The sequence below is a fragment of the Protofrankia sp. Cr2 genome, from assembly GCF_963555885.1.
Taxonomy (GTDB): Bacteria; Actinomycetota; Actinomycetes; order Frankiales; family Frankiaceae; genus Protofrankia.
Genome location: NZ_CAUVXG010000088.1, coordinates 1 through 13,524 on the forward strand (window position 1 = coordinate 1; position 13,524 = coordinate 13,524).

8 protein-coding genes are annotated in these 13,524 nt (G+C 69.5%); 6 read left to right on the forward strand and 2 right to left on the reverse strand.

Annotation, left to right across the window (positions count from 1 at the left end; translation table 11 throughout):
• Together U9978_RS22970 and U9978_RS22975 are read left to right on the forward strand one after the other, a co-directional pair.
• Positions 1–415 (forward strand): hypothetical protein (locus tag U9978_RS22970; protein ID WP_322763228.1); only part of this gene is annotated, 415 nt, incomplete at its 5' end.
• A 193-nt stretch (positions 416–608) separates the two neighbouring features.
• Positions 609–1,451 (forward strand): hypothetical protein, encoded by an 843-nt coding sequence (locus U9978_RS22975; RefSeq protein WP_322763229.1) that lies wholly within the window; start codon positions 609–611, stop codon positions 1,449–1,451.
• Between the two features lie 115 nt (positions 1,452–1,566).
• On the opposite strand, the gene U9978_RS22980 is transcribed toward U9978_RS22975, so the two are convergent.
• Both U9978_RS22980 and U9978_RS22985 read right to left on the reverse strand, forming a co-directional pair.
• A complete protein-coding gene (locus U9978_RS22980) occupies positions 1,567–3,198 on the reverse strand; it encodes an esterase-like activity of phytase family protein (RefSeq protein WP_322763230.1) in 1,632 nt (543 codons plus the stop codon).
• Positions 3,199–3,405: 207 nt separating this feature from the next.
• Positions 3,406–4,809, reverse strand: a complete 1,404-nt coding sequence (locus tag U9978_RS22985) for a glutamate decarboxylase (protein ID WP_322763231.1) — start codon at positions 4,807–4,809, stop codon at positions 3,406–3,408.
• A 140-nt stretch (positions 4,810–4,949) separates the two neighbouring features.
• Here U9978_RS22985 and U9978_RS22990 point away from each other — a divergent pair, with 140 nt between their 5' ends.
• From U9978_RS22990 to U9978_RS23005, 4 genes are all read left to right on the forward strand, one after another.
• Complete coding sequence (locus U9978_RS22990; RefSeq protein WP_322763235.1) at positions 4,950–7,298, forward strand: helicase-associated domain-containing protein; 2,349 nt, start codon at positions 4,950–4,952, stop codon at positions 7,296–7,298.
• Positions 7,299–7,545: 247 nt separating this feature from the next.
• Complete coding sequence (locus tag U9978_RS22995) at positions 7,546–7,923, forward strand: type II toxin-antitoxin system RelE/ParE family toxin (RefSeq protein WP_416211114.1); 378 nt, start codon at positions 7,546–7,548, stop codon at positions 7,921–7,923.
• 27 nt (positions 7,924–7,950) lie between these two features.
• Complete coding sequence (locus U9978_RS23000) at positions 7,951–8,286, forward strand: XRE family transcriptional regulator (RefSeq protein ID WP_322763233.1); 336 nt, start codon at positions 7,951–7,953, stop codon at positions 8,284–8,286.
• Between the two features lie 64 nt (positions 8,287–8,350).
• The coding region (locus U9978_RS23005) for a pentapeptide repeat-containing protein (protein ID WP_322763234.1) at positions 8,351–13,524 on the forward strand (5,174 nt) is incomplete at its 3' end.

Below are 13,524 nucleotides of genomic sequence, written 5' to 3' on the forward strand. Positions count from 1 at the left end.
GTCCACGTCCTGCATCCTGCATCCTGCCGGTGATCCCGTCCCGGCAGGATGCAGGATGCAGGACGTGGACTACGACCTGACCCGGCTCGGCAGCCGCGAGTTCGAGCACCTGACCCAGGCGCTGGCGCTGAAGGTGTTCGGGCCGAGTGTCGGCGTCTTCGGCGACGGCCCCGACGGCGGCCGCGAAGCCACCTACAGCGGCCGGGTCCGCTGGGCACCCGACGACCACACCGCCGGCTGGAACGGCTATGAGCGCCCGGCAATAGTGGAGTGGATCAAGGAGCAGGGCTGGGGTGCGTGCATCGCGAGGCGGCGGAGGGAGGCACCGGAGGTGTCGGGTGTCGACCGACGACAACGAGGCGAGGTGCGTGCCCCGGCCCCGCGACGCCGCGTCCCCTATTGCCGGTCGCTCTAAGTCGTCATCCAGGCGAAGTTCCGCACCCGCCCGCTGGGCACGCCCCCGGATACGCGCTGGCTGCGCACCACCGTGGACGCGCAACTCAGCCGACCACTCCATCGGCCGGGTCGCGTGCTGTGTGGGCCCTCGCGTGTCTTGTCCCCAACGGGGGGTGACTGGACCGCCGAGGACAGTAATACTACGCAATATGTTGAGACTTCGTATTTTCGGCGGTCGGATGCCCACGGGCCGGGCCGGGCCGCTGGGCATCGCCGTCCTACTGTGCCTGGCTGCGGCCGGCTGCCAACTGAACTCGTCTGACATCCATGGCCCGGCCCAACCGCAACCCACCGTCCAGCACACCATCACCATCGTCCCCACCGTGGTGCCGCCGCCGGCAACCGCCCCTGCCACCGGCACCCCCAGTCACGGCGCGGTTCCACCACCGGCGACCGCCCACAGCACCGGCGCTCCCGTCCCTACCACCGCACCCGCTGGCCAGGCCAGTGACGGCTGGACGATCACCGTTTACTACACAGCAGTGGAGAGCTTCCACCACGGCCAACCTCAGCAAGTGACGGGCTGTCCGCGCCAGGACTGCGAACACGGCCACGACGCGCTCGGCACCTATCCCAAGGACTTCGTCAAGGCCGTGCACGACGAAGGCACCGGCCGGATCACCAACGGTGACCACGCTGGAAGCTACCTGAACTGGTCGTATGACACCGGCTACTGGCTCGACACGGTCCCCGCCGACACCACGGGCCAGCGCCTGCAGCCGTTCATCAGCGCCGCGGCCGACTCAGGCGTCCTGGCCCAGGGCGCCAGGTTCACCGTTGTCGCGTGCGGCACCGAGGAGGACCACTCGGCGATCGACACGGGCGCCTGCGGCCGGCTGCGTGCGGCGACGTGGACGATCCACGACGAGTTCACCCCGGGCCTCGGCGGCAACAAACACATCGACCTCTACGTCGGCGAGGAGGACCGCGAGGACTTCACCGACAGCCCGCTGTACCTCACCGGTGTCGGCGCGCGGATAGCGACCGTCAGATAACGACCGTCGGCTAACCGCCATCTGACCACCGCCCTTTGACAACCGCCGTAAAACGGATCGAGGCCGGCCCCGCAAGATTCGCGCGGGGCCGGCTTCGAACGCATGTCAGCGGCCGTCAGTGACGGTGGCTACCCGGACCGACCGTCACCGTGACCGTAGCGGTGCTGACCGCCGCCGGCAGGCGAGTGGTGTCGATCACGAGGAACTCGCCATCGTCCTGCGTCCCGTTCGGCAGCACCTTCGTGTGGAGCTGGAACGGCGGGATGCTGTTCGTGACGCCGTCGATACCGAAATCGCTGTCGTTGCTGATGATGATCGTGCGCCCGCCGTCGGCGACCGCAACCCCTTCGAGCTTGTCATGCCCGAAGAACCCGCCGGCCGGGTCGAGGCCGGTCAGCAGACCACCCAGGTCGACGCTGAGGCTCTTGGCGGCGGGGGTGATGCCGACGGCGGCCAGCGCGGCGGTCGCGTTCACCGTCGTCGCCGTCCCGACGTATGCCTCGATCGTGCGCTGGTTGGGGCCGACGAGCAGGCCGCCCTTTGCCGCGTCATAGACCACGCCGGGCAGCGTCGCGGCCGGTCCGACATCGGTGGCGCCGGCCAGGTCGATGCGGAACAGCTTCTTGTAGGCACCCGGCTCGGTGTGCCCGTCACGCTCGTCCACGAGGAACGTCGTGTCGCTCAGCGCCGTGATCTCGCTGACCGCGCCGCTGTTCACCTTCGGGTCGTCGAGAAGGTAGAGGTATTCGTGCGTGACGTGCGTACGCAGGCCGTACGTGACGATCCGCAGGGTGGTGACACTCGCAGGCTTAGCGGTGAGGTCGGGCTGCGCCAACGCCTGCTGCATGGCTCCGACCAGGGTCTGCCCGTCGGGGGTGACCGTCAGCCCTTCCATCCCCTTGTTCGGCACCCGCTTGGCGAGCTCCGCCGGCAGCGACCCGTCGAACGGTGAGAGCCGCTCGATCGCGCGACCGTCGCGACCGAAGTGGGTGATGAACGGACCGTACTCGTCTGATACCCAGAACGTGCCGTCAGCCAGGGCAACCAGGCCCTCGGAGTCGTAACCGTTCGGGTCGGCCGGGAGCGGGCTGCCGTTGAGGTCGACGATGCTCTCGCCGGTGTTCGCCTGGCTGTTGACCCGGCCCGAGTACGGCGAGCCGTCCGCCGCGCGCAGCGGGATCACCCGTTGCAGGACGGCCTTGCCGTCGACGAGACGGAACCGGCCGATCGCCGGGTCGAAGTCCGGCAGCGCCTCGACCTTCACCCCGTTCGGGCCGTCGACGTTCGGGCCGCGGTCGGTCACGCCGTAGTACTCGCCCGGTGATCCGGGCACCGGATACAGCGACGAGCCGAAGCCACCACCGGTGATCGGTACACCGCCGATCGTGGCGATCGGCGGCACGTGCGTGGTATAAAGTGACACCGCGTTGCTCACCGAGTAGGTGAACGTGTCCGTGCCCATGAAGCCGGCCGCCGGGGTGTAACGGAACGACCCGTCCTGGTTCAGGCTGAGCGTGCCGTGGGCGGGTTGGGTGTGCCTGACCAGAGTCGCAGGCCAGCCGGTGTCGTTGTCGAGTACCCCGTCACCGCGCACGGTGAGAACTCCACCCGCCTTGACCCAGTACGCGTCGTCCTGCGCCGCGAGCGCGCTGCCCTGGTCAGGCGAATGGGCGGACGCGGCCCCGGCACCCATGACAGACAGCGCCACGGCACCCGCCGCGACTGCGGCTATTCCCAGACGGTTCATCCGTTCCTCCTCCACGGCGCGTCCCCCGACGCGCCGCGGGCAAGTCTCACCAGCACAGATGCACAGATGCAGTCGGGCGGGCAACCAACGGGCGACACGCACACGGACAGCTGGACGACGGTGCGCGGACGGATCAGCCCGAACAGCGGCGGGCACCCGTCAAGCGGTGGGAACCCGAACGGCGGTGGGAACCCGAACGCAGCGCGATCAGTGATGGAACGAGGTGACGCCGTCATCCTCCTGCGGCCAGGGGCGCCGATGCGGATCGGACAACCGGTTCACCACCCGGCGCAGATCCGCGACCAGCAATCCGGCCAGATCCCGGCTGAAGCCGTTGCGCACGACTATTCTGAGCACCGCCAGCTGCTCGAGCGCCGGCGGGAACCGGTATGCCGGTACCAACCAGCCACGGGTGCGGAGCAGTTCGGAGACGTCGAAGACGCTGTATTCGGTGACCTCATCCCGCAGCGCGAATGCGAACGCCGGGATACCGCTGCCATCCGAAACCAGTTCAAACGGCCCCAGTTTCGCCACCTCATCAGCCAGCCAGCGGGCATTGTCCCGGCAGGTCTGCGTCACCCGCCGATACCCCTCCCGACCCAGCTGCAGAAGTGTGTAGTACTGCGCGACCACCTGGGCACCCGGCCGGGAGAAGTTCAGCGCGAATGTCGGCATGCTGCCGCCCAGATAGTCCACCTCAAAAACCAGCTCGGACGGCAGCGCCGCCTTGTCGCGCCACAGCAGCCAGCCCACCCCCGGATAGACCAGCCCGAACTTGTGGCCGGAGGCGTTGATGGACGCCACCCGATCCAGCTGAAAATCCCAGACCAGATCCGGATCGCAGAAGGGCGCCACAAACCCGCCGGAGGCGGCGTCGACGTGCACCGGCACATCCGGGCCACCCGACGCCGCGAGGCGGTCGAGGGCAGCCGCGATCTCGGCCACCGGTTCGTAGCTGCCGTCGAACGTCGACCCGAGAATCGCCACCACCCCGACGGTGTTCTCGTCGCACCGCGCGACCGCCTCGTCCGCGGTCAGGTGGGTGCGCCCCGGCGCGAGTGGTACCAGCCGCGGCTCGACATCCCAGTAGCGGGCGAACTTCTCCCAGCAGACCTGCACGTTGGCACCCATGACGATGTTGGGATGATCGGCGGGCATGCCGGCCGATCGACGCCGGGTCCGCCAGCGCCGGGTCAGCGCGAGGCCGGCGAGCATGCACGCCTCGGAGGAGCCGGTCGTCGAGCAACCGACCGCGTTCTCGGCGTCGGGCACGTGCCACAGGTCGGCGAGCATGTTCACGCAGCGCGCCTCCAGTTCGGCGGTCTGCGGGTATTCGTCCTTGTCAATCATGTTCTTGGGGGCGCACTCGGCCATGAGCCGGTCTGCGTGCGGATCCATCCAGGTGGTCACGAACGTGGCCAGGTTCAGCCGCGCGTTGCCGTCGAGCATCAGCTCGTCGTGCACGATCTGGTATGCCGTCTCCGGGGCGATCGGCTCCTGCGGCATCCGGAACCGCGGAACCACGTCCTCCTCACCCGGGCGGATGAACTGCGGCCGGATGCCGACCATCTCCTGTGCCCGCTCGCCGCTCGCCTGGCCGTGTAGAGCCATCGCCGCTGCACCTCCTGCTCCAGATAGTGCTGCGCCAGATCGTCCTGCTGCAGCCGGTCCCAGACTCGATATGACACCGACAGCCTGCCGGTCGGGCCGGGGGTATGCCGGTGGCGTCCGCACGTAGCCTGGCCGGCACAATGGAGCAGGTGAGTTTCCAATCGTTCGCCGACTACTTGTCAACCTTGGACGAGGCGTCGCTGATCACACTGCTGGAGGCGCGCCCGGATGTCCTGATCGAGCCGGTTCCGCGAGGTTTCCTCCAGCTGGTTTACCGGCTGGATGGCACGGATTCGCTCGTCGCGGCAATGCGGACGCTGAACCGGGACACGGTGCGTGTCGGGCAGGGCCTCGCCGTGCTGGGCGGGTCGGCGACCGTGCCCGCGCTGGCGGCCTGGCTGGGTGCTTCGCAGGATGCCGTCAGCGACGGTGGTGCCGAGCTGTGCGTCCGCGGCCTGGCCTGGCGTGACTCCGGTGCGTTGCGGCTGCCGGAACGGCTTCTCACGCACTGGTCGGCGGACATCGGCGCCGCCCGCCCGGTGGAGACGATGGCCCGTTCGGTCCTCGTGGCGGATCTGCGCACCGCGATCACAGCCCTCGGGGCCGACCCCGGCAGCCTGGGCAAATCTGAGCTGGGTACGCGACTGTCCGAACTGATGTCGGAAACCGACCGGCTCATTACGATCATTTCTGGGCTTCCGGACAAGACGCAGGGTCGGCTCAAGGAGCTCCGGCGCGGCCTGACCGGCGACTACTCGTGGCGCATCGAGTACGGGTCGCCCACTTCGATCAGTCAGACCGAAGCCCTGATCGCCGCGGGTCTGGTGCTGGTCAGCAACCGCCAGCCCGAGCTGCCTCGGGAAGTCGCGGTCGCCGCCTGGCGGGCCGAAACCGACCTGGCCCTGACCGGCCGGCCGATGATTGCCCGCCCGGACGTCGACGCGACGATGGTGCGTTCCGGCGCCCAGGCCGCCGCCGAAGGTGCGGTGGGGCGGGTGACGGCTCTTCTCGACGAGGCCCGCGCCACACCTGTGGTGGCCCTGAAAAAGGGTGGAGTGGGGCCTCGGGAACGGTCGCGGCTCGCGAAACGACTGTCCATGCCCGAGGGCGACCTCCTGCTGTGGATCGATCTCGCGTACGCCGCCGGTCTGCTGGGCCTGGTCGACGGCGGGTATGCGCCGACATCGGACTACCAGGATTGGCGCGCCGCCGAGCCGGGCCGGCGATGGGCCGTGCTCGCAACGGCGTGGTTCGCCCTCGAGCACGCGCCGTCCAGCCGGGAGATCGAAGGTGACAAGGAGGTCCCGCCGCCGCTGCCTCTGATGTCAGGGGCGGGCTGGCTGCGGCGGACGATGGTGGGCGCGGCCGGTTCGGCTGGCCTGGGTGCCTCGGTTCGCGCGACCGGCCGGGAGATCGACTGGTTCTGCCCGCTGCACGGCTATGACCCCGTCCGACGCGACGACAAGATCGCCGCGGCGGTGCGGGAGGCGGAACTGCTCGGGGTAGTCGCCGTCGACGTGCTGTCCGAACTCGGGGAACACCTGCTGGCCGTCAACGAGGTCGACGAGGCGGCGCCGGCCGATGCCGTCGAGGAACTGGCACGACGGTGTAGCGGGCTGCTACCCGAAGCCACGTTCAGCGTGATCATTCAGTCGGATCTGACCGCCATGGTGGCCGGCCAGCCAAGTGCGGGCGCGGCCCAGCTGTTGCGCGACGCCGCCGTCGCGGAGTCTCGCGGTGCCGCCGGGACGTGGCGTTTCACGTCGTCGAGCGTGCGGGCCGCCCTGGACGCCGGGTGGGCCGCGGACGACCTTCTCGCGGAGCTGCGCACCATGTCGGCTCATGCCGTGCCGCAGCCGTTGGAGTACCTCATCACCGATATCGCACGCCGGCACGGCCATGTGCGCGTGCGCGGCATGCGCTGCTGCGTCGTCGCTGACGAGGCGACGACCGCCGAGATCCTGCACACCCGGTCGCTCGCCAAACTGCAGCTCAGCCAATTGGCACCCACCGTCCTGGCAAGCCCCCTGAAGCTTGAGGAGGTCCTGACCCGGCTGCGCGAGGTCGGCTTCTACCCGATCGCCGAGGACGCCGCCGGCACGATGATCGTGCCGCGCCGACAGGAACACGAGGGCTCCCCCCGCTTCAACGGCCCCGCCCGCAGGCCACCACGGGTCTCCCCGGTTGATCTCGCCCGCCGGCTGGCCGCGCACCCCGACGACGACACGATCCTGGGCTCGGGCGCCGTCAAACTGCTGGCGCGGCTGAACACCCGTCTGAACGAGGCGGAACTGGGACTGCTGGCCGACGCCGTGGACCACAACAGCGACATCGTCATCACCTACCGGGACAACAACGGCACCCGGACGGTTCGCCAGATCCAGCCACAACATCTTTACGGCAAGTGGCTCGACTCCTGGTGCCACCTGCGCAACGCCCAACGTGATTTCGCCGTCGCCAACATCGAATCCGTCAGCCCCGCCTACTGATCCCCGTGACGCCGCGTCCCTGTTGCCGGGCGCTCCAACCGGACATCGATAAAGATCGGCGCGAGTTTGTTGCCAGGTACGCTTTTTCGGCCGAAAAGCGTACCGTACGACAAACTCGCGCCGATCATCCCTCGGATCTGATCCGGTCGTCTCCTACCGCAGGGTCACCCTGCGATACCCACCGGCGGGTGCAGCCGGCGTAGCCGGCGCGGCGGCAAGGTCATAACGTTTTTGTTATATTGGCTCCATGGCCAGGTGGCTGTTGGTGATACATCCCGAGGTGCGGGACTGGTTGCATGAGATCCGCAAGGGCGACCGTGAGACGGCGGCGCTCATCGGGCAGGCCATCCAACACGTGATCAACGGCCGTGGTCCGGACGAGGGGCGTCCACTTGTTGACCGGGTCAAGGGCAGCCAGGTACACAACCTGAAGGAGTTGCGGCCCGCCAGTGCCGGCGAGACCGAGGTCCGGGTTTTGTTCGTGTTCGATCCCGCCAGGCAGATGGTCCTGTTAGTCGCCGGCGACAAGTCCGGCAACTGGCAACGCTGGTACGACGTTGCGATCCCGCTCGCGCAAGCGCGCTACGCCGAGCATCTAGCGGCGCTGAGTGATGGGGCTGAGTGATGGGGCTGAGTGATGGGGCTGAGTGAGATGACTGAGAAGACCGCCGCAGGGTGGCACGCATACGAGGATGTCGGAGAGCTGTTGGCCGAGCTCGAGCTCACCGACGACGACATGGATCATGCCCGCGAGGCCACTGCTGACCACATCCGTGCGTGGCACCTTGCTCAGGTGCGCGCCGAACAGGACCGGACCCAGGAGGACGTCGCTGCGGTTATGGGGGTTAAGCAGCCCCGGGTGTCGGCGATCGAGCGGGGCGATCTTGACACTGTCACGCTGTCGACGTTGCGAGCGTACGTGCACGCCCTCGGTGGGAAGCTCCGTGTCGTCGCGGATTTCGGCGATCGGGAATACCGGCTGACGTAGGTCACGACGCCACTACGTGAATGATCAAATCCATAACGGGCGCGTATCGTGACATTCTTTACCCATGGTTGACGGGGGCGGGGTAACCGACACACCGGCGTCCGATGACGGCGGTCGCTACGACTTCTTCGTCAGCTACACCGGCGTGGACGCGCCCTGGGCGGCGTGGATCGCGTGGCAGCTTGAGGCACGGGTGCGGTTCGGCGACCGGTCCGCGCGGGTGTTCGTGCAGGCGTGGGACCTCGTCCCGGGCACGAACTGGGCGGCCAGCATGGACCGCACGCTGCAGACCTCGGCCCGGGTGGTGCCCGTCCTGTCCCCCACCTACCTGACCGAATCCCGGTACGGCAACGCCGAGTGGCTCGCGATCTGGCCAGACGACCCCGAGGGGCTCCAGCGCCGGATCGTGCCGGTGGTCATCGCGCAGTGCCAGCCTGGCGGGCTGCTGCGCTCGATCACCTCCATCGATCTGGTCGGCCGCGACGAGACGGCCGCCGCCGACACGCTGCTCGCGGGGATCACCGGCTCCGTCAGGGGTCGGGCGAAGCCCGCCGTCGCCCCGCCGTTCCCCGGCGCGGCCGCACGACCCGCATTCCCGGGGTCGGATGACCAACCGGTGGTCCCCGGTCAGGCCGCCACGATCAGGACAGACGCGGTCAGGACAGACGCGGTCAGGACGGCCGCGGGCAGGACGGCCGCGGGCAGGCCGGACGAGCCCACGGAGCCGGTCGTCACGGTGCTGCACATCTCCGACACCCAGTTCGGGGCGCACCACGTGTTCGGCCGGGCCGGACTCACCGAGGCCGACCGCGCCCACTCGTCCCTGTTCGGACGACTGCACGACGACCTACGAGGCCGCGCCGACACCGAGGGCCTGCGACCGGACCTCGTCGTACTCACCGGCGACCTGGCCGAAACCGGCGACGATGGCGAATTCGACCAGGTGTACGACTTCCTCGTCGCGCTGGCGGAAAGCCTGGAACTCGACCGGAACCGGTTCGTGCTCATTCCCGGCAACCACGACGTCAACCGGCTGCTCTGCCAGTCCTACTTCCTGCGTGAGCAGGCATTCAAGCGGAAACCCCAGCCGCCGTACTGGCCGAAATGGGAATGCTTCGACGCGCTGCTCCGGCGGTTCTACGGCACCGACGCCGCAATCGGCTTCGCTGTCGGCGCGGAATGGTCGCTGATCGAGATCCCCGACCGCAAAGTCGTCGTGGCCGGGTTGAACTCGACAATGGCCGAAACGCACGAAGAGCACTATGGCTGGCTCGGGGAACACCAGATCCGGGCCGTCGCCGACACGCTGCGCCGCTACGAACGGGACGGCTGGCTGCGGATCGGCGCGGTACACCACAACCCCATCCGGGGCGCCACCTCCGATGAGGAGAACCTGCGCGACGCCGACGACCTCGACCGGATCCTCGGCCCGCACCTGAACCTGCTACTGCACGGCCACACCCACAACGGCCGGACAAGCTGGCTGTCGCAGTCCACCTTGCCGGTCACATCCACGGGCAGCGCGGCGGTCGACGCCCACGCCCGCCCATCCGAGGTACCCAACCAGTACCAACTGCTCCGCATCACCGGGGACGGGTTCACCCGCTATGCCCGCCGCTACGAACCCGACCAGAAACGCTGGACCGGGGACCTGCGCATCGACCCGGCCGGTGACTCCTGGTCGGTACGCACACCGTGCGCGTTCCGATCGGTGCACGCGGCCTTCCCATCCCCGACCCCGCCCTCACCTGGGCCGGACGACATGGCGGGTGAGCAAGGCCGGCACCGATCCGGCCGGCACGGCCGCGAATGGTCCGACCAGAACCCGTACGACGACGAGCTTTCCCACGGATTGTCCGGACCACCGCGGCGTCCACCCGACACCCTGGACGAGATCGCCACGGTGGCCCGCCTGCACCACCCGCACGCGACGGTCGAGCGGGTCGAGGCGTCCGGCGGGCGGGCGGCGCACCTGCGCGTGCGGCGGGCTGAGGGCCGTGTCGTCGAGCAGCGGGTCGTCGGCCTGATCGACGGCGAACTCGCGAACAGCAAACTGGACGCGGCGGCGGTCGACGAGTTCGCCACGACGGTCCGGGCGCCGTACCTGGCCGCCTTCCCCGGCCTGTTCGCCGACCTCGTCTACACCGGCGGGACGCAGGCCGCGCCGGAGCTGGTCGACCACGCCGAGCGGTGCGGTGTCCGGCTGCTGAGCATGCCCGAATACCAGGGTGTGCTGGACCTGCGCGGCTACGTCACGCGGCAGACGGCCCGGCTACGCACCGACCGCGACTACCCACCCGAGCTGTATGTGCCGCAGCGCATCCGACGGGTCCACCGCACTACCGGCACCGCGACGGGCACGGGAACTGGCACCGTGCCCGACCCCGCCCTCCAACAGATCGTCGAGTGGCTGACCACCGACGAGGCCCGGTTCATCCTCGTGCTCGGCGACTCCGGCCACGGCAAGACCTTCCTGACACACCAGCTCGCCCTGGAGTTACCCCGCCACCTACCCCATGTGGACCCGATGCTGATCGAGCTGCGGCAGCTGGAGAAGTCACTTGAACTCGACCGGCTCGTCGCCCAGCACCTGGTGGACTCCCAGGTCCGCCGGCCAGACCTCGACGCCTTCCGCTACATGCTCGGTCACGGCCGACTGATACTGATCTTCGATGGTTTCGACGAACTCGCCGCCCGCGTCACCTACAAACGCGCGGTCGCGCACCTCGACACCCTGCTGGCCGCCCTCGACAATCAGGCGAAGATCGTCGTAACGAGTCGGGCCGAGTTCTTCCTCACCGATGGCGAGGTGTTGAAGAAGACCGGGGAAAAGGTCGAACGGACGTTCGGCCAGTTCATCGTCCGGCTGGCGGAATTCACCCCCGACCAGATCCATGACTTCCTCGTCGGGCGCTTCACCCGAACACTGGCGGTGGAGTTTCCCGACACCGATGCCAGCCGCGTGGAAGCGGACCAGCGGGCAACAGCCCGGCTGGACCTGATCCGGGAGGTGCGGGACCTCCCCGATCTGGCGCGTAACCCACGACTGTTGTCGTTCATCGCCGACCTGGAGGAGGATCGGCTGCGCCAGGCGCGCCAGCGTGGCGGCACGGTCACCGCGGCCGACCTGTACCGGGAACTGGTGGGCCAGTGGCTGGCCTACGAGTGCGCCCGGTCACCGGAGCTGACGGTCAACGAACGGGAGGCCGCCGTCACCGAGCTAGCCGTGGCCCTGTGGCGCGACGGTCTCGCCTTCGTCGACCTGTCCAGGCTGACCGAAATCGCCGGCCGGGTGCTCCGGTCGATGCGCGATCCGCGGGGCCTCACCCCGGACGAGACCGCTCACCTGCTCGGTTCGGGCACGGCATTGCGCCGGGACGCCGACGGCCGGTTCTCCTTCATCCACCAGTCGGTGATGGAATATCTGGTCGCAGCCGACATCGCCCGCCGGCTCACGACAAGCGGCGATGCCGGTGATCTGCTCGCGGCGTGGGCGATGTCGGAGCTGATGGCCGACTTCTTCACCGATCTGGCCGGCCGGGACGAGGCGGCCCGCTGGGCGCAGGACACCGTCGACGACGCGGACGCGCCCGCGGTGACGAAGGCGAACGCGGACCTGGTCGCGCGCCGGCTGGGCATCGGGCTGCGGACGGGGGCGAAGTTCGCCGACACCGATTTCTCCGGGCAGGACCTCTCCGGCCGGGATCTGCGCGGCGCTGATCTGCGGCGGGCGAACCTGACCGACGCCCGCCTCGACCGCGCCGACCTGCACGGCGCAGACCTGCGCGAGGCGCTGCTCACCGGCGCCTCCCTGGACGCGACCGCGCTGTCCGGCGCGGATCTGACCGGGGCGAGCCTGTCCGGGGCGACCCTGCGTGATGTCCGGGCCGAGTGGATGGTGGGCCGGGCGGCCGACCTCGACGGCGTCCAGATCATCGGCGGGGTGCTGCGCGGGGCCAATCTGGCCGGCGCGTCGCTGCGGCAGGCGAGGGTGACCGGCGTCGAGCTTCCCGGGGTGGATCTGACCGGTGCGGATCTTCGCGGTGCTCGTTTCGTCGATACGGATCTGACCGGGGCGGTGCTGACGGGTAGCCGGTGGGGGCGGGCGGCGGTTCTCGGTGGGCGGCTCGGCCCGGCCGCAGGCGCGCCGGAGCTGGCCGCGGCGGCGGTCGCCGGACGGGATCCCGCGCAGGCGGTGCCGCGGTCGGCGACCGCACCGCAGAACGCGGTGGCGTTCTCCCCGGACGGAGCGATCCTCGCCTCCGCCTGCGACGACGGCACGGTCCGGTTGTGGGAGACGACCACCGGCCGGGAGCTGCGTTCCCTGACCGGCCACAGCGGCCCGGTGTGGTCAGTGGGATTCTCCCCGGACGGGGCAATCCTCGCCTCCGCCGGCGACGACGGCACGGTCCGGCTGTGGGAGACGACCACCGGCGAACAGCTACGCACCCTGACCGGCCACACCGACCGGGTGTGGTCGGTGGGGTTCTCCCCGGACGGGACGATCCTCGCCTCCGCCGGCGACGACGGCACGGTCTGGCTGCGGGAGACGACCACCGGCCGGCAACTGCGTTTCCTGACCGGCCACAGCGGCCCGGTGTGGTCGGTGGGGTTCTCCCCGGACGGGGTGATCCTCGCCTCCGCCGGCACCGACGGCACGGTCCGACTGTGGGACACCACCACCAGCCGGGAGCTACGCACCCTGACCGGCCACACGAAGTGGGTACGGTCGGTGGGGTTCTCCCCGGACGGGACGATCCTCGCCTCCGCCGGCGACGACAGCACGGTCCGGCTGTGGGACACCACCACCGGCCGGGAGCTACGCACCCTGACCGGCCACACCGGCCGGGTGTGGCCGGTGGGGTTCTCCCCGGACGGCGCGATCCTCGCCTCCGCCGGCGCCGACGGCACGGTCCGGCTGTGGGATACGACCACCGGTGCGCAGCTACGCACCCTGACCGGCCACACCAACTGGGTGCGATCGGTGGGATTCTCCCCGGACGGCGCGAGGCTCGCCTCCGCCAGCACCGACGGCACGGTCCGGCTGTGGGACACCACCACCGGCGCGCAGCTACGCACCCTGACCGGCCACACCAGCCCGGTGCGGTCGGTGGGATTCTCCCCGGACGGCGCGAGGCTCGCCTCCGCCAGCACCGACAACACGGTCCGGCTGTGGGACACCACCACCGGCGCACAGCTACGCACCCTGACCGGCCACACCAGCCCGGTGCGGTCGGT

What these genes read in the sequence shown, in the direction of transcription:
- U9978_RS22980 (WP_322763230.1), bottom strand. Translation starts at nt 3,198, where the DNA reads ATGAACCGTCTGGGAATAGCCGCAGTCGCGGCGGGTGCCGTGGCGCTG.
- U9978_RS22985 (WP_322763231.1), bottom strand. Translation starts at nt 4,809, where the DNA reads ATGGCTCTACACGGCCAGGCGAGCGGCGAGCGGGCACAGGAGATGGTC.
- U9978_RS22995 (WP_416211114.1), top strand. Translation starts at nt 7,546, where the DNA reads ATGGCCAGGTGGCTGTTGGTGATACATCCCGAGGTGCGGGACTGGTTG.
- U9978_RS23000 (WP_322763233.1), top strand. Translation starts at nt 7,951, where the DNA reads ATGACTGAGAAGACCGCCGCAGGGTGGCACGCATACGAGGATGTCGGA.
- U9978_RS22990 (WP_322763235.1), top strand. Translation starts at nt 4,950, where the DNA reads ATGGAGCAGGTGAGTTTCCAATCGTTCGCCGACTACTTGTCAACCTTG.